Here is a 16,957-nt window from a genome sequence, read left to right on the forward strand (position 1 = left end):
GGATCACCGCCCCAGATACACTTCGACGACACGGTCATTCGACGACACCTGGTCGATGGTCCCTTCGGCCAGCACGGTGCCCTCGTGGAGGCAGGTCACCTTGACGCCGAGTTCGCGCACGAAGGTCATATCGTGCTCGACGACCATGATGGTCTTGTCCTTGTTGATCTCTTTCAGCAGTTCCGCGGTCTGATGGGTTTCGACGTCGGTCATGCCGGCAACCGGCTCGTCGACCAGCAGCAATTTCGGATCCTGCGCCAGCAGCATGCCGATCTCCAGCCACTGCTTCTGGCCGTGCGACAGGCTGCCGGCCAACCGGTTGCGTGCGTCCTTCAGGCGGATGGTTTCCAGCACGCGCTCGATGCGCTCAGACTCCGGCCTGGTCTCGCGCCAGAACAGCGTGCCCTTGACGCTGTGATCGACGTTGAGCGCCAGCAAGAGATTGTCCTCGATGGTCTGGCTCTCGAACACCGTCGGCTTCTGGAATTTGCGGCCGATGCCGAGTTCGGCGATGCGGGTTTCGTCCAAACGCGTCAGATCGGTGACGCCATCGAACAGCACGGTGCCCGCATCCGGCTTGGTCTTGCCGGTGATGATATCCATCATCGTGGTCTTGCCGGCGCCATTAGGGCCGATGATGGCGCGCATCTCGCCGGGCGCGAGGGTGAGGGACAGATTGTTGATGGCGTGAAAACCGTCGAACGAGACGTGCACGCCATCGAGATAGAGCAAGGCGGAGGTCGCGCGGGTATCCATGATATTCATGCGCTCACTCCGCCGGGTTCGGTTCGCTGACGCCGTCTTCGCGCGCAGCACTCTCGGCGGCATCGGACAGGCGCTTCGCCTTGTACGGCTCCCACCACGCATTGAAGGTGCCGATGAGTCCCTTCGGCAGCAGCAGCGTCACCAGGATGAACAGCGCGCCCAGCATGAACAGCCAGTACGGCGCCAACGGGCCTGACGTGAAGTAGGTTTTTGCGTAATTGACGACGATAGCGCCGAGCGCCGCCCCGATCAGCGTGCCGCGGCCGCCGACCGCGACCCAGATCACGGCCTCGATGGAATTGCCTGGCGCGAACTCGCCGGGATTGATGATGCCGACCTGAGGGACATAGAGCGCGCCGGCGACGCCGGCCATGCAGGCCGACAGCGTGAACACGAACAGCTTGTAGGATTCGACGCGGTAGCCCAAAAATCGCGTGCGGGATTCTGCGTCGCGAACCGCGATCAGCACCTTGCCGAGTTTCGAGGTCACCACCGCCCGGCAGATCAGGAAGGCGATGATGAGCGCAAGGCAACTCAAGAGGAACAGCGCGGCGCGGGTGCCGTCGGCCTGCACGTTGAAGCCCAGAATGTCCTTGAAGTCGGTCAGGCCGTTGTTGCCGCCGAAGCCGAAATCGTTGCGGAAGAAGGCCAGCAGCAGCGCGTAGGTCATCGCCTGCGTGATGATCGAGAGATAGACGCCGGTGACGCGGGAGCGGAACGCCAGCCAGCCGAAGCAGAACGCCAGCAGGCCCGGGACCACGAGCACCATCAATGCCGCGAACCAGAACATATCGAAACCGTACCAGTACCACGGCAGTTTCGGGTAGTTCAGGAACACCATGAAGTCGGGCAGGATCGGATTGCCGTAGACGCCGCGGCTGCCGATCTGGCGCATCAGGTACATGCCCATGGCGTAGCCGCCGAGCGCGAAGAACGCGCCGTGACCGAGCGAGAGAATGCCGCAATAGCCCCAGATCAGGTCGATCGAGAGCGCCAGGACGGCGTAGCAGACATATTTGCCGAACAGCGCGACCAGATAGGTTGGTACCTGAAAGATGGAGCCGGACGGCAGCAGCAGGTTCGACAGCGGGATCAGCACGCCAAGGGCTGCGACGACGAGCAGGAATATGGTCGCGCTGCGGTCCAGCGAGCGGGTGAGCGCATGCGGCATCATTGGCGGTGCGCTCCCTCTCCCGCCTGCGGGGTAGGGCTGGGGTGGGGGTATCGCCACGAGTGACATGGTTCGTGTGGAGAGAGCCCCCACCCGCATCGCATCTTCGATGCGCCGCGACCTCCCCCGCAAGCGGGAGAGGTAAACAGGCCTCGCCGGGATGGGGCGTCTGTTGCGAATAGCGGCATCATGCTTCCACCGCCCGGCCCTTCAGCGCGAACAGGCCGCGCGGCCGCTTCTGGATGAACAGGATGATGAGAACCAGAATGGCGATCTTGGCGAGCACGGCGCCGGCGACCGGCTCCAGGAACTTGTTGGCGATGCCGAGCGTGAGGGCGCCAACCAGCGTGCCCCAGAGATTACCGACGCCGCCGAACACGACCACCATGAAGGAGTCGATGATGTAGCTCTGGCCGAGATTGGGACTGACATTGTCGATCTGCGACAGCGCCACGCCGGCGATCCCGGCGATGCCCGAGCCGAGACCGAAGGTCAGCGCGTCGACGCGCGAGGTCGCGATCCCCATCGACGCCGCCATGCGGCGGTTTTGCGTCACCGCGCGCATCTCGAGCCCCAGCGCCGTGTAGCGCAGCATCGCGAGCAGGATCGCGAACACCGCCAGCGTGAAGCAGAGGATCCACAGCCGGTTATAGGTGATGGTGATCTGCCCGAGTTCGAACGCGCCGCTCATCCAGGAGGGGTTGCCGACTTCACGGTTGGTGGGGCCGAAGGCGGTACGCACGGCCTGTTGCAGCACCAGCGACAGGCCCCAGGTCGCCAGCAGCGTTTCCAGCGGACGGCCGTAGAGAAAGCGGATGATGGTGCGTTCGATCAGCACGCCGATCGCGCCGGCGACGATGAAGGCCAGCGGCACGGCGATCAGAAGCGAGTAGTCGAACAGTCCGGGATAGCTGGTGCGGATGGTCTCCTGCACCACGAAGGTGGTGTAGGCGCCGATCATCACCATCTCGCCATGCGCCATGTTGATGACGCCCATCACGCCGAAGGTGATGGCGAGCCCAATCGCGGCCAGCAGCAGCACCGAACCGAGCGACAGGCCGTACCAGGCATTCTGCACGGTCGACCACAACGCCAGTGTGCGCTGAATGGCGGCCGTTGCGTTCGCCGCGGCGCCCGCAACCGCCGGCGACTGGTCGCTGCCGAGCCCGGTCAGGAGCGCCATCGCTTCCTGGTCGCCGCGCGCCTTGACGGCGGCGATCGCTTCCAGCTTTTCGACGTCGGTGGCGTCTTGCTTGTACAGCAGGATCGCGGCACGGGCCTCGGCAAAGGCCTGCTTGGCCGCCTTGTTGGTTTCCTTCGCCAGCGCGCCGTCGACAACCGGCAGCATGGTCTCGTCGTGGGTCTTGAAGACCGATTGCGCCGCCGCGATGCGCTTGGCGGGGTCGGGCGACAGCAGGGTCAGGCCGCCGAGCGCGGCCTCGACGGTGCGGCGCAGGCGGTTGTTGAGGCGGACGGAAGCGGCGTTGTCCGGCAGCTTGTCGACGGCAGCGCCGGTTGCGGCATCGATGATCTTGCCATCGGCCTGGGTGATAAAAACCTTCTTGGTGTCGGGATCGGCCGACAGCCGGTCCTCCCCAAGCGCGCTGATGATTGGAAAGGCGAGCGGATTGCCCGACGTCGCGATGGCTCCGATCGCTTCCTCGGTATCGGAAAATTCGTCATTGGCGAATTTGGCGACCGCATCCTCGAACGGGCCTGCAAACGCCGGCAGCGCGAAGGCGGCGATCAAAAAAACTGAAAGGACAAGCGTGCGAAGACGGTGAAAAACATTGGCAACCACTGGACGACCCCGGCAGAAGGTGGAAGGAGGCGGCAAAATCACCGCCTCCTTCGTTCTCTCGAACTTATTATATCAGGTACCCTGACCGCCGCACTTGTTGGTCTTGGTATTGTAGTTGCCGCACTTCTTGCCAACCCAGTCGCCGATCAGGTCCTTGGAGCCTTCGAGTTCCTTCGACCATGCATCGCCGGCCACCAGGCCCGGGGTCTTCCACACCACGTCGAACTGGCCGTTGGCTTTGATTTCGCCAATGAACACCGGCTTGGTGATGTGGTGGTTGGGGAGCATCTTGGAGACGCCGCCGGTCAGGTTCGGCGCTTCAGTACCGGGCAGTGCGTCGATCACCTTGTCGGCGTCGGTCGACTTCACCTTCTCGACCGCCTTGACCCACATGTTGAAGCCGATGACGTGCGCTTCCATCGGATCGTTGGTGGTGCGCTTCGGGTTCTTGGTGTAGGCCTGCCAGTCCTTGATAAACTTCTCGTTCGCCGGGGTCTTGATCGATTCGAAGTAGTTCCAGGCGGCGAGATGGCCGAGCAGCGGCTTGGTGTCGATGCCGGCGAGCTCTTCTTCACCGACCGAGAACGCGACAACCGGAATGTCGGTGGCCTTGATGCCCTGGTTGCCGAGTTCCTTGTAGAAGGGAACGTTGGCGTCGCCGTTGATCGTGGAGACCACCGCGGTCTTCTTGCCGGCCGAGCCGAACTTCTTGATGTCGGCCACGATCGTCTGCCAGTCGCTATGACCAAACGGCGTGTAGTTGATCATGATGTCTTCCTGCTTGACGCCCTTCGACTTCAAGTAGGCTTCGAGGATCTTGTTGGTGGTGCGCGGATAGACGTAGTCGGTGCCGGCCAGCACCCAGCGCTTCACCTTTTCGTCCTTCATCAGATAGTCGACCGCGGGGATCGCCTGCTGGTTCGGCGCCGCACCCGTGTAGAACACGTTGCGCTCGCTCTCTTCACCCTCGTACTGCACGGGGTAGAACAGGATGTTGTTCAGTTCCTTGAACACCGGGAGCACGGATTTGCGCGACACCGAGGTCCAGCAGCCGAATACGACGGCGACCTTGTCCTTGGTGATCAGCTCACGGGCTTTTTCCGCGAACAGCGGCCAGTTCGATGCGGGATCGACCACGACGGCCTCGAGCTTCTTGCCGAGTAGGCCGCCCTTCTTGTTCTGCTCGTCGATCAGGAAGAGGATGGTGTCCTTCAGCGTGGTTTCGCTGATGGCCATGGTGCCGGAGAGCGAGTGCAGCACGCCGACCTTGATGGTGTCGTCAGCCGCCTTCGCGGGGCCGAACGCGGCCAGGCCCAAAACCAGCCCGGCGGACGCGGCGAGCAAGCCGCGCCGGCTCAGCGTCGCTATATCGTGAGTAAGTTGTGTAAGCATGAAATGTCATCTCCCTGACGCAGGCGTGAAACGCTGCGAAACGGCCCCAACGGCCGCCTGCGTTAACGGAATCGCAAGAACCATGCCACGGCGTGAGGCACATCTAAGCCATTATAACCGTTATGGAATCTTGCTTCTTCGACGGTTTAGTTAGGGGAAATTGCCCAATTATTGAGCCAAAAAAATGTATGCGCAAAAGGCAATCTGTCTATTTTATAAGCAAACTAGGCAGTTTGGCTAATTTTCCGGCATGAAGTTTTTTGGCTGCAGGGCGCCGGGCCGCGATTCCAGGCATCCAAAAGGGGCGCAGTTCGGGCTCAGTTAACCGGTAAAGCCTTGATTTCCCGATTTACCTTGAAAGCGCCGTGTTCATGTTCCATATGAGCACCGTGACCTAGAGAATCATCAGGTCCTTGCGAGCCGCGTGTTCTGAGCCCGTCCAACGGTTTCTGGCTTGCCCCTTCAGCTAACCAAAACCGACGCCCCAAACACGCGGGTGTCTCTGACACCCCCTCGCGCGCTCCTGGCTCAAACCGCCGGGCGCCTGCCTTTTGTAATGGAAAGAACCCCTCTTTTGACCTCCTTTCAGGATTTCGGCCTCGCCGATCCAATTTCGCGTGCACTCAAGGAAGAAAATTATCTCACGCCCACGCCGATCCAGGCGCAAACCATCCCCATCGCATTGACCGGCCGTGACGTGGTCGGCATCGCCCAGACCGGCACCGGCAAGACCGCAGCCTTTGCGCTGCCGATCCTGCACCGCATTCTGGAGAACCGCATCAAGCCGCAGCCCAAGGCCTGCCGGGTGCTGGTGCTCTCGCCCACCCGCGAATTGTCGAGCCAGATCCTCGACAGCTTCAATGCCTACGGCCGCCATATCCGCCTCACCTCGGCGCTGGCGATCGGCGGCGTGCCGATGGGCCGCCAGGTCCGCTCGGTCATGCAGGGCGTCGAAGTCATGGTGGCGACCCCCGGTCGCCTGCTCGACCTCGTGCAAAGCAACGGGCTCAAGCTCGGCCAGGTCGAATTCCTGGTGCTCGACGAAGCCGACCGCATGCTCGACATGGGCTTCATCAACGACATCCGGAAGATCGTCGGTAAACTGCCGACCAAGCGGCAGACGCTGTTCTTCTCGGCCACCATGCCCAAGGATATCGCCGAACTCGCCGAAGCGATGTTGCGCGACCCGGCCCGGGTCGCGGTGACGCCGGTGGCCTCGACGGTGGAACGCATCACCCAGCGCATCCTCCAGGTCGATTTCTCGGCCAAGCCGGCCATCCTGGCGCAGCTCTTAAAGCAGGAACCGGTCAATCGCGCCCTGATCTTCACCCGCACCAAGCACGGCGCGGACAAGGTGGTGAAGGGCCTCGAACGAGCCGGCATCCGCGCCAACGCCATCCACGGCAACAAGTCGCAGAACCACCGCGAGCGCGTGCTGGCGGCGTTCCGCACCGGCGAGATCCGCACCCTGGTCGCAACCGACATCGCCGCCCGCGGCATCGACGTCGACGGCATCAGCCATGTGGTGAATTTCGATCTGCCGAACGTGCCGGAAACCTATGTCCACCGCATCGGCCGCACCGCGCGCGCCGGCGCCGAGGGCGTCGCCATCTCGCTGATCGCAGGTGCCGAGGAAATGGGCTATCTGCGCGACATCGAAAAGCTGATCCGTATCGCGCTACCGCGGGAAGACCGCCGCACGCCGGGCAGCCGCGATGCCGCGCCGGCCGCAGCGCCCCGGCAACACCGGGGCGGACGGTCCGCGCCGCGTGCCCACAATGTCAGGGGCCAAGACTCGCGTTCCCATGACTCGCGTTCCCATGACTCCCGTTCCCATGACTCCCGTTCCAAAGACTCCCGTTCCCAGGAGCCCCGGTCCCATGAGCCCCGCTCCCATGAATCGGCGCCGGGATCAAAAGGCCCTCGCCGTCACGGCCGCGGAGGTGGTAATAATGCCGCGCCGCAGGCACCCCGGCACGAGTCGCCGCGTCCCGCGCAGGGCGGAAAGAGCGAAAGCATTCAAGGCGTCGCCTTCTTGCATCGCGAAAGCCGCCCGAATACCCAACCCAACCGCACCCATCGACCGCAGCGCTAGCCTAGATCGATCTGGAGACAACCATGGCTAAAGAAGAGCTGATCCAGTTCGAAGGACTGGTGACCGAAATCCTCCCCGACGCACGCTACCGCGTGCAGCTCGATGCCGGGCACGAGATCGTTGCCTACACCGCCGGCAAGATGAAGAAGAACCGGATCAAGACGCTGGCAGGCGATCGGGTCACGATCGAGATGTCGCCGTATGACCTGGAGAAGGGCCGGCTGATCTTCCGTCACAAGGATGAGCGCCCGTCGACCGGAGCCCCGCGCGGGGCACCGCCGCGCGGCGGCCAGTTCCGCCGCCGGTAGGGGCTTTCCCCCTGCCGCGAAATCGCGCACGACGCGGCCATGTCGTGCGCGAAATTCCGTCGAATCAAAAAATCGTGCACGTCAGGATTGTTTTGGACCTTGCCATCGCATAATATCGCCCATCGATTTTCGGCCGGACGACATTAGCTATCCACCGGTACAGCCGGTTTAGACGCTGACGACCCTTCCAAAAATTCGATCTCACCAGCCCACTGCAAAGTGGGTTTCGACTTGTATATCTGAGAAGGGACTACCCCCGTGAGCATGGGAACCGTGAAGTGGTTTAACGCAACCAAGGGCTATGGCTTCATTCAGCCGGATGACGGCGGCAATGGACGTGTTCGTGCACATCAGCGCTGTCGAGCGTGCCGGCCTCGGGACGCTGCGTGAAGGCCAGAAGATCTCCTACGAAATCGTGGCGGATCGTCGCTCTGGCAAATCTTCGGCCGACAATCTGCGCGCCGCCGGATAAGCGAATTTCATCCGGTCCGGTTCGCGAGAGCACGGACCGGGAAATTCCAACAAACAGGAAAGGCCGTGCTGATCGCGCGGCCTTTTTCATTTTGCGAAATTGCGGACGACCGGCGTCAGGGCGTCGGACAGGTGGAGGTGCCAGTGATGACGGGAACGTTGTTGTACGTCACGCAGGCGAACTGGCGCGTCCTCGTATAGGCGACATCGCTCAACGTCACGCCGGTCTTGGACATCACGTAACCGATCGCGGGCGTGTAGAGGTAGCTCACCTCGCTGAGGATCAGATAGGTTTGCTTGACCAGAAGCGCCGGCGGCACCAGACTTGTCACGATATCGCCCGCGTTGCGGCTCGACGGCGCCAGCGTTGCCACCGTGGCGCCGCTCGCGATGGTCGCCCCCTTGCTCCATTGAACCGTCGCCTTCTGGTTGGAGTCGATATAGATCTCCGAAATCTGTGCCTTCACGGGTGTCTGCGAATACGGCCTCACAATCAATATGCTGGCGGTGAAGACATTTTGCAGATAGGGATCGGTCACCGCCTGCACCGCCGCCTGGGACGTCAGATCGGACAGCGTTCTTGCTATCAGCGTTACCTTGCGGTTCACCGCGATGCCGGACGAAAACTCGACCGTGCCAAGGAACATCACCAGCATCACCGGCGCGATAATGGCGAATTCGAGCGCGGCAAAACCGCTGCGATCCCTGCGGAAATCGCGCGCCGAGCGCCGCAGGCGAAGCCAGATTGAGGTCATCGGTTGCACAGCCTTGCTCTAGTAGGGCTCGTTCTGGAACGCGGCGGTCGCCGTCAGGCACCGCTTGCTGCCGCTCGCGTCTGCGAGGTTGAAGCCGAGCCCGGTGACGAATATCGGCCACTGATAGAATGCCCTCACCACGACGATGTCGCCGGGACCACCGGGGCTGTAATTGCTGGGCGGCAGGCAGTTGCCGTTGGCGTCGATCGGGCTGGGCAAGGAGACGGTGCTGAACTGGGGAAAGCTCTCCACGTCGACGGTGATCCCGTTCGCGCAATCGAACAGCGCGACGACCTTCGCGCAAAGATCGCTCTTGAATTGCGCCTTGCTCTTGCCGGCGGTCTGCTCCTGACCGGTCATGATCATGCGCGCAGAATCCTGCGTCACGGTCTCGAGCACCTGACTGGCGAAGAACACCATGGCGCTCTCGAGGATCGCGAACAGCAGCGCAATGAACATCGGCGCGATCATCGCGAATTCGACCGCGGCCGAACCGCGGCGGTTGCGGCGGAACCGGCGCAATGCGGCGACGAAGGTCAGCGAAGGCGGCATCGAAGAAACCCCGGGATGCGAGAGCAATTGCCGCAAGAATTACCTGAAACTGATTGTGGAAGTGTTGCGCGCGATCGGAACAGAACGGCCCGTTCCGTTGGGCGAATGTTAACCATTTGGGGCAGGCGCTGCCCGAACCCGGATCGATTGGCACGAACGAGACAGGCCCGGCAGTGAGTCGTCTCCGCTCAACGTCAGGGCAAGGAACCAGGCTGGCGGGAAAGTCGGCGCGCTACCGCCGGACGCAAAGAGGAGCGCAGCTAAGCACATCCGTACTGGTGGTTCCGCGAAAAACCGTTATCAGCGTGTTATCGACGGTCGCAACGGTGGTTGCTTTTCCGTCTGCGATGCTGAGCAGCGCCAGCGATAGCGATCCGCTTTGGCGCGCGCGGGCAAGCGCCTCCGACTGCTCGGGCTTCAGCTCGAGGGTGACGGTCTTGCCGACGAGCGCATTGGTGCCGTCTTTCTCCTTCGGCGCCTGATCGATCGCGAGAACGCGGATGTTGTTCAGGATGATCTCGGAAACGGCGACGTCCGGCGCGCCGGGCTCCGGGCTCTTGACGCGCTTGGAAAGAATGACGTCGACCCGGTCGTTCGGCAGGATAAAGCCGCCGGCGCCGGTTTCCGGCGAAATTTCAGTCGAGATCGCGCGCATCCCGGTGGGCAGGATGGCGGCCATGAAGCCGCTTCCGTCGGCCTTTACCAGCTTCTGTTCCCGAATCGGCTCGCCGGCGATGAATGGCGCGCGCGCGATCGAGCCGGCGAACTGGGTCGTTCCGTCGGGTTTATCGGTGCGGCGAATGAAGCTGTTGCTGGCGGTCGCGGACGGCCAGGTCTGCCATTGCATATCCTCTGGCTTCACCGTCTGGCCGAGGCCGATGTCGGATTTTGCGACAAGGACGTCCACCGTCTGCAACTGCGCAACCGGCTCGACCGGGGTGGCCGACTTGTCGGATCCGCTGGCAAGATATGCGGCAATGCCGCCAGCACCGATGGCTATAGCCAGAACGGCAATGCGTGCAGTATTCATACGCTTTTACTCTTACATGACGCAGCGACGCTTCCGGCGCTGAAGCGAGTCTAGTCAGATATAGGTCAAAGCAACGTTAAGGGAGCGCATCGAAGTCGCGTTAACAAACCGTGCCGCAAGACGGCTCGGGTTCCCAGCCTATTTCCGGAACGGATAGGCAAGTTGGCCGGTAATTTCGGTCGGAAAAGTCGACTGATCATCGACACCGTAATGGTCGGGCAGCCGGCTTTCCGGCATCCGGAAGGTCCCGAACAGGATGTCCAGGACCGGGAAGGTGCCGGCGAAATTGGTGTTGCGGCCCTCGTCCTGCGTGGTGTGGTGCCAGCGGTGGAACACCGGGGTCGCGACCAAATATTTGAACGGGCCGAGCGTCCAGTTCAGGTTGGCGTGGACGAACGCGGAATGGAAAATATTGAAGGGACCGAGCCAGAGCATCACGTTGGGCGAAATACCCGCCATCAGCAGGATGACGTCGACCCCGATGGTCCCCAGCAGCAGGTTTACCGGGTGAAAGCGCGCCGCCGAAATCCAGTCGACATCCTCGGACGAATGATGGATGGCGTGGTACTTCCAGAAGCCGCCGCCGTGGAACATGCGGTGCAGCCAGTACATCATGAAATCGGCCAGGCACAGCAACAGCACCGCCTGCAGCCACAGCGGCAGGGTCGACAGCGGCCCATGGCCGTTGTCGTAGAAAGCGATCAGCTCGTCGGCGTCCTGAATGCCAAAGGCCGCGGCGGCCAGAACCACCAGCAGCCCGATCCGGAACACGCGCGCGAACAGCGGCACCAGGAACCAGTAGCAAAGATCGGTGGCCAGCTCGCGCTTGCGCCACCACGGCTTGCCGGGATTGCAGGCCCAGAAATGGCTCAGCACCGAGAACAAGGCCGCCAGCACGATCGTGACCGGCACCACCTTGGCAAGCGTCTGGCCGAGCATCTCGGCGACTTCCACGGGCAGTGACATATCCGCCTCTGGTGATCAGACCTCTCGCCGCATGGCCCGCTTGCGCCCGGGCATCCCGGATTGAGCCCGACCTACCAGAATCCCGGCCCGCCCGCCAGCGGGCAAGCCCCATTCGCAGACTTCGAATTCGGAAAGCGCGCGCCGAGATCGGCGGGGACTGTCATTTGGCCTTGCGAAGATGCAGCACGGCGTTTTCGTCGGCGTAGGCGCGCTGCCAGCCGTCAAGATTATCGAGCAGCGTTACCGCCGGGGTAGTCGGCGTCAGCAGCACTGCATCGATGTCGTAAGTTTTGAGCAGATCGAGAAACACATTGACGTCTCTGAGGTCCAGCGCGCGAAAATACGCCATCTCGAATTGTTCGCCATACAATTCGGCGCGGCCATCGACGAATACCGGCACCCCCCGCGAGATCAAATATCCCCCGAAGGGAAGATCATTGAGGATATGCTTGGGGTTTCGAGCCATCAGCGCATCCACCGCCGCCGCGGGCGACTGGCTGGCCACCGGCAAAAACCTGGTATTGGCAGCGTAGGCCCACGTCGAGACGCCGAGAATCGCGACCAGCGTTGCGGCCGCGGCCGCCGGAAAGGTCTTGACCAGTTGGGCGCCATGAAGGCCGAACTGCGATGCCACCGGCGTGAGCACGACCAGCGGTATCAGCAGTGCGAATATCTCGATGTTCCGGACATGCGACAGGGCCATGTGAAGCAAGCCCAGCACCAGAAGAATTCGTGGCGGCGAAAGCTTGACGCCGCCGAAAAGCGCGCCGCCGATCAACACGATCAAGCATGCCTCGAACGGGCCGAAGCTGCTGAAATTCGCCGGCATCCATTCGTATATGACATGCAACATCTCGCCGAGGTCGAGAATCTTGCGCGCCGCGAGGATCGATTCCCATCCGTAAGGCGTCGCACAACATGCGGCCAGCGCGCCTAGCCCGAAAACGATCCAGCGTAGCGCCAGCGGCCTTCGTTGCGAACGATCCGCGTTCCACAACGCATCGATCGCGAATGGCGCCACCAGCGCCAGGCCGAAGACGAATCCGCCGTGAAGGTTCACCCAAAGCGCCAGTAATGGCAGTAACCAGAAAGAAGGAGCCTCGCGCCGTTCGCTTGCCGACAGGAGCCCGCCGACCCAGGCAAGCATCACCGGCAGCGCCAGCACATGGGGACGCGCCAAGAAGTGGCCCATCGAAAGGACGAAAGCCGCAAACGCCGTCAGAACCGCGTAGGTCACGGGAATGCGGCGGCCGAGCAGGAACGTGAGGAGGGCGAACGTCGTTGCGATGGATAGCGTTGCGAGAATGACAGGTCCGGCCCAGCCGGCAAGCTCATAAGCCTCAGCATACAGAACCTGCGCCAGCCAGGACGATGAAATCCAGGGCTCGCCTGCCCTGGTGAAGGAATGGATATCGACGCGCGGCAACGCGTTATGGTCGAGGATCCATTTGCCGGTGATGATATGCCAGTAGGTATCGGAATCGTTGAGCAGTATGCTGCCGTTGATCAACAGGATGCCGTACGCCCAGATCCCGAACCAGCACCAGGCCGGAACCTGGCCGAGAATGGAGGTTCGCGCCGGCTGGATCGTTTCGACGTTAGCGCTCATCAAGAGAACCTCTGAGCCTATGCGCTAGAGCCAGATCGGTGCTTTGCATCAGAACCGGGCTCCAGCTTTTGTCTCGAGGCGTTTTCATCACGCGAACCGGCGTCCACTTAGCTCGAAAACGCTTTAGTGGCGGAACGGGTAGGCCAATTGTCCGCCGATCGCGGCGGGCACGGCCTCTTCGTCGGCCACGCCATAGTCCTGGGGCAGCACGTTCTCCGGCATCCGGAAGGTGCCGAACAGGATGTCCCAGACTGGAAACGTCCCGGCGAAGTTGGTATTGCCGCCCTCTTCCAGCGACGTGTGGTGCCAGCGGTGGAATACCGGCGTGGCCAGAACATATTTGAACGGGCCGAGCGTCCAGTTCAGATTGGCGTGGACAAAGGCCGAATGAAACGTCGTGAACGGCCCGACCCACAGCATGATGTTCGGCGAGATCCCCGCCACCAGCAGAATGACATCGACCAGGATCGTTCCGATGAACAGGTTGACCGGATGGAATCGCGCCGCGGAAATCCATTCGAGGTCTTCGGAAGAATGATGGATCGCGTGATATTTCCAGAAGCCGCCGCCGTGGAACATGCGATGCAGCCAATAGAGCATGAAGTCCGATGCGACGAGGAACAGCACCGCCTGGACCCAGAGCGGAAGCTGCGACAGCGGACCGTGTCCATTGTCGTAGAACGCAATCAGCCCGTCGGCATCGTTGATATTGAACAGGACGCTGGCGCCGAGCACCAGCAGGCCGATCCGGAACACGCGGGCAAATACCGGCACGAAGAACCAGTAGCAGATGTCGGTCACGAGCTCGCGCTTGCGCCACCATGGCGCGCCGGGATTGCAGGCCCAGAAATGCGACAGCACCGTGAAGACGAGGGCCAGCCCGATCGTGACCGGCGCCACCTTGGCCATCGTCTGGCCGACCATTTCGACAACTTCCAGGGGCAGATTGGACATGGCCGCCTCGTTTGATCTGAGGCCTTTACGGGTATCCCTTCGCGCTTAAGGAGCCGTGAATCGGGACCGGCCAACCCGCTCGCGCGCCCAGTATATAAAGAGATTCCGCGCAATATTGCGTTTTACCGGATGGCTTAATTCCACGTTTACTCTGCTGAAGAAGAGCCGGTTCCCGCCGTTTTTCGACGATCGAATTAACTGCGCTGAAATTGTCGCACCGTAGGGTCAGTACATGGTCACGGTGCTGAGAACGCCGGCGAGACCAAACGTTAGTTCGACCAGCCACGTGTACACATGGAGTTTATCAATGAAGAATCTCGTTTCGCGTTTCATGAAGGATGAATCGGGCGCGACCGCCATCGAGTACGGCCTGATTGCCGCCGGTATCGCCATCGCGATCATCACCGCGGTTCAGGGCGTCGGCACCAAGCTGACCGGCACCTTCACGACCATCTCGACCTCGCTGAAATAAGCGTCGTTGCGAAATTGCTTCAAAGGCCCCGGCGATCCGGGGCCTTTGTCGTTTCAAGCCGACCCCCGACATGGTCGTTTCCCTGACGGTTTTCCTGGCGGCTTTCTTGGCGGCTTTCCTGGCGGCTTTCCTGGCCGTTTTCTGATTGTTCACCACTGCGAGATAGGCTCCGGCGATGCCCGGACCCCGCGTTAGCAGCACGGCTGTGTAAATCCATGATCCTCGATATCGCGCGCCTTCTGCTGTTTCCGGCCCTGATGGCGTTCGCGGCGGCGAGCGACCTCTTCACCATGACGATTTCGAACCGGGTGTCGCTGGCGCTGGCGGCGGGCTTCCTGGTCCTTGCGCCGCTGGGCGGCATGGGCCTGCAGGCCATGCTTTTGCACCTCGGAGCCGGTGCGACCGTCCTGACCGTGGCCTTTGCCTGTTTCGCGATGGGCTGGATGGGCGGCGGCGACGCCAAGGTGGCGGCGGCGGTCGCGCTCTGGTTCGGTTTCGACCATCTCCTCGAGTTCCTGGTCTACGCGTCGCTGTTCGGCGGCGCGCTCACGCTGTTGCTGCTGCAGTTCCGGCAATGGCCCCTGCCCTACCCGCTGACGGGTCAGGCCTGGCTGCTCAGGCTCCACGACAAGCAGAGCGGAATCCCCTATGGCATCGCGCTCGCGATCGGCGCGCTGATGGTCTATCCGGAAACCGAGTGGATCAAGACGGTCGACCTGTCCCACTTCGCGATGCGCTGACAAGCGGCGGGTAACTTCCCGTTAAGGCGATTTAGATACGCCTCATTAACCATGCTTTGACGAATAACTGGTCAACTCCCATCACGGCGGCGGAAGCGTCGCGGCGTTTTGTGGAAAGTGAAGCGTATGAATACCGCACGCATTGTCGTCCTGACCATCGCCATCGGCGCTGGCGGCATTGCCGCATATCCTGCCAGCGGGTCCGACAACAAGCCGGCCGCGCCGGCGGAGCCGACTGCGCAGTTGCAGACGGTGGACGTCCTTGTCGCGAAATCCGACATCGGGCTCGGCCAGACTCAAGCGATCCAGCCAACAAAACGCAGCGAAAGCATCAACGTCGTCCGGTACGGCGTGGCGAGCCCGCTGACGATGCAGAAGTGACCGAAAGGACGCGCGTTATGAAGTGCAGGGGAAATCGGCCGATGCTGCGGGCGTTTATGGTCCGCGCCCTGTCGTTTTCGGCCGTCGCCGCACTCACGCTCAATCCGGCCTTGACGCCGGTGGTGGCGAGCGACTACCGCGCCCCCGCGCCCGTCGCCGCCGACGGACAGATGAACGCACGCTTTATCTCGCTCGGAATCGGCAAATCCATCGTGATCGACCTGCCGCGCGACATCAAGGATGTACTGGTCGCCGATCCGAAGATCGCCAACGCCGTGGTCCGCTCCGCCCAGCGCGCCTATATCATCGGCGCCGCGGTGGGCCAGACCAACATCGTATTCTTCGATTCCGCGGGCCAGCAGATCGCAGCCTATGACATCGCCGTCAAGCGCGACCTCAACGGCGTGCGCGCCATGCTGAAAGCGACGCTGCCGAACTCGGACATCCAGATCGACGGCGTCGGCGACAGCGTGGTGCTGACCGGCATGGCGGCAACCCCGATCGAGGCGCAGCAGGCCGGCGATCTCGCCGCACACCTCGTCGGCGGCGCGGACAAGGTCGTCAATTCGATCGCGGTCCGCGGCCGCGACCAGGTGATGCTGAAGGTCACGGTCGCCGAGGTCCAGCGCTCGATCATCAAGCAGATGGGCATCGACCTCAACGCCAGCCTGAATTACGGCACCGCGGTCGTGAAATTCAACAATGCCAACCCGTTCACCGCAAGCAATGCGCCGCTTGTCCCCGGCAACAACCTTACCACGTCGTTCGGCGCCACGCCGACGGTCCAGGCGACCTTGCGCGCGATGGAAAGCGCGGGCGTGGTGCGGACACTCGCCGAACCCAATCTGACTGCGATCTCCGGCGAATCCGCGACATTTATTTCGGGCGGCGAATTTCCAATTCCGACCGGCGTAACCTGCCAAACGACGACGGCGGGCGCTATCGGACAATGCGTGCAGACGGTTGCTTTCAAGAAATTCGGCATCTCGCTCAACTTCACGCCGGTGGTGCTGACCGAGGGACGGATCAGCCTGCGGGTGATGACCGAAGTGTCGGAAGTCTCGACCGAAAACTCTTTGCAAGGCGGTGTCAATGGAACGACGATTCCCTCGATCAAGACCCGTCGCGCGGAAACCACGCTGGAAATTCCCTCGGGCGGCTCGATGGCCATGGCGGGCCTGATCCAGGAACAGACCAAACAGGCCATCAACGGCTTGCCGGGTCTGGCGCAATTGCCGGTTCTCGGCACGCTGTTCCGCAGCCGCGACTTCGTCAACAGCCAGACCGAGCTGATGGTCATCGTGACGCCCTATGTGGTTCGGGCGGTTGCCCAGAAGGAGTTGTCGCGCCCGGATGACGGCTTTGCCAATGCCTCGGATCCGCAGGCCGATCTCCTGGGCAGCATCAATCGCATCTACGGCGTTCCGGGCCGCGTCGAGCCGGCACTGAATTATCGCGGCACCTACGGCTTTATTACGGACTGAGGCGGGACGAT

General features: G+C 62.1%; 15 protein-coding genes and 2 pseudogenes. 7 read left to right on the plus strand and 10 right to left on the minus strand.

The window, feature by feature from the left end; genetic code table 11:
- Positions 1-3: 3 nt before the first annotated feature.
- From urtD to urtA, 4 genes are all read right to left on the minus strand, one after another.
- On the minus strand, positions 4-765 hold the full coding sequence (gene urtD, locus V1289_RS16425) for an urea ABC transporter ATP-binding protein UrtD (RefSeq protein ID WP_334397867.1): 762 nt from the start codon (positions 763-765) through the stop codon (positions 4-6).
- A 4-nt stretch (positions 766-769) separates the two neighbouring features.
- Entirely contained in the window at positions 770-1,939 is a 1,170-nt protein-coding gene (gene urtC / locus V1289_RS16430; protein ID WP_334397868.1) for an urea ABC transporter permease subunit UrtC, read from the minus strand.
- A gap of 184 nt (positions 1,940-2,123) precedes the next feature.
- Entirely contained in the window at positions 2,124-3,737 is a 1,614-nt protein-coding gene (gene urtB, locus V1289_RS16435) for an urea ABC transporter permease subunit UrtB (protein WP_334397869.1), read from the minus strand.
- 72 nt (positions 3,738-3,809) lie between these two features.
- Complete coding sequence (urtA, locus tag V1289_RS16440) at positions 3,810-5,129, minus strand: urea ABC transporter substrate-binding protein (RefSeq protein ID WP_334397870.1); 1,320 nt, start codon at positions 5,127-5,129, stop codon at positions 3,810-3,812.
- A gap of 556 nt (positions 5,130-5,685) precedes the next feature.
- Between urtA and V1289_RS16445 the strand changes: the two genes are divergently transcribed.
- From V1289_RS16445 to V1289_RS16455, 3 genes and pseudogenes are all read left to right on the plus strand, one after another.
- Positions 5,686-7,224, plus strand: coding sequence for a DEAD/DEAH box helicase (locus tag V1289_RS16445; RefSeq protein ID WP_334397871.1), 1,539 nt, complete (start codon positions 5,686-5,688; stop codon positions 7,222-7,224).
- A 23-nt stretch (positions 7,225-7,247) separates the two neighbouring features.
- Positions 7,248-7,532, plus strand: coding sequence for a translation initiation factor IF-1 (gene infA, locus V1289_RS16450; RefSeq protein WP_025588295.1), 285 nt, complete (start codon positions 7,248-7,250; stop codon positions 7,530-7,532).
- A 258-nt stretch (positions 7,533-7,790) separates the two neighbouring features.
- Positions 7,791-8,004 (plus strand): annotated as a pseudogene (locus V1289_RS16455) (cold-shock protein).
- A gap of 115 nt (positions 8,005-8,119) precedes the next feature.
- Here the strand turns inward: V1289_RS16455 and V1289_RS16460 are convergent.
- From V1289_RS16460 to V1289_RS16485, 6 genes are all read right to left on the minus strand, one after another.
- Positions 8,120-8,758, minus strand: a complete 639-nt coding sequence (locus V1289_RS16460; protein WP_334397872.1) for a TadE/TadG family type IV pilus assembly protein — start codon at positions 8,756-8,758, stop codon at positions 8,120-8,122.
- Between the two features lie 18 nt (positions 8,759-8,776).
- Positions 8,777-9,310 carry a TadE/TadG family type IV pilus assembly protein gene (locus tag V1289_RS16465; protein ID WP_334397873.1) on the minus strand — a complete coding sequence of 178 codons (534 nt, stop codon included), beginning with the start codon at positions 9,308-9,310 and terminating at the stop codon, positions 8,777-8,779.
- 232 nt (positions 9,311-9,542) lie between these two features.
- On the minus strand, positions 9,543-10,340 hold the full coding sequence (gene cpaB, locus V1289_RS16470; RefSeq protein WP_334397874.1) for a Flp pilus assembly protein CpaB: 798 nt from the start codon (positions 10,338-10,340) through the stop codon (positions 9,543-9,545).
- Positions 10,341-10,478: 138 nt separating this feature from the next.
- Positions 10,479-11,306, minus strand: coding sequence for a sterol desaturase family protein (locus V1289_RS16475; RefSeq protein ID WP_334397875.1), 828 nt, complete (start codon positions 11,304-11,306; stop codon positions 10,479-10,481).
- A 160-nt stretch (positions 11,307-11,466) separates the two neighbouring features.
- Complete coding sequence (locus V1289_RS16480; protein ID WP_334397876.1) at positions 11,467-12,915, minus strand: hypothetical protein; 1,449 nt, start codon at positions 12,913-12,915, stop codon at positions 11,467-11,469.
- Between the two features lie 123 nt (positions 12,916-13,038).
- Positions 13,039-13,869, minus strand: a complete 831-nt coding sequence (locus V1289_RS16485; protein ID WP_334397877.1) for a sterol desaturase family protein — start codon at positions 13,867-13,869, stop codon at positions 13,039-13,041.
- Positions 13,870-14,176: 307 nt separating this feature from the next.
- Between V1289_RS16485 and V1289_RS16490 the strand changes: the two genes are divergently transcribed.
- The 4 genes and pseudogenes from V1289_RS16490 to V1289_RS16505 all read left to right on the plus strand — a co-directional run bounded on the left by V1289_RS16490 (position 14,177) and on the right by V1289_RS16505 (position 16,946).
- Complete coding sequence (locus tag V1289_RS16490; protein WP_074273066.1) at positions 14,177-14,341, plus strand: Flp family type IVb pilin; 165 nt, start codon at positions 14,177-14,179, stop codon at positions 14,339-14,341.
- Between the two features lie 215 nt (positions 14,342-14,556).
- Complete coding sequence (locus tag V1289_RS16495) at positions 14,557-15,081, plus strand: A24 family peptidase (RefSeq protein WP_334397878.1); 525 nt, start codon at positions 14,557-14,559, stop codon at positions 15,079-15,081.
- A gap of 126 nt (positions 15,082-15,207) precedes the next feature.
- A pseudogene (locus tag V1289_RS16500) lies at positions 15,208-15,378 on the plus strand (Flp pilus assembly protein CpaB); the annotation flags it as partial.
- Positions 15,379-15,479: 101 nt separating this feature from the next.
- The gene (locus V1289_RS16505) at positions 15,480-16,946 is read left to right on the plus strand and encodes a type II and III secretion system protein family protein (RefSeq protein ID WP_334397879.1); all 1,467 of its coding nucleotides are present in this window, start codon (positions 15,480-15,482) and stop codon (positions 16,944-16,946) included.
- The last annotated feature ends 11 nt before the right edge of the window (positions 16,947-16,957 follow it).

Source organism: Bradyrhizobium sp. AZCC 2289 (assembly GCF_036924615.1).
Lineage (GTDB): Bacteria > Pseudomonadota > Alphaproteobacteria > Rhizobiales > Xanthobacteraceae > Bradyrhizobium.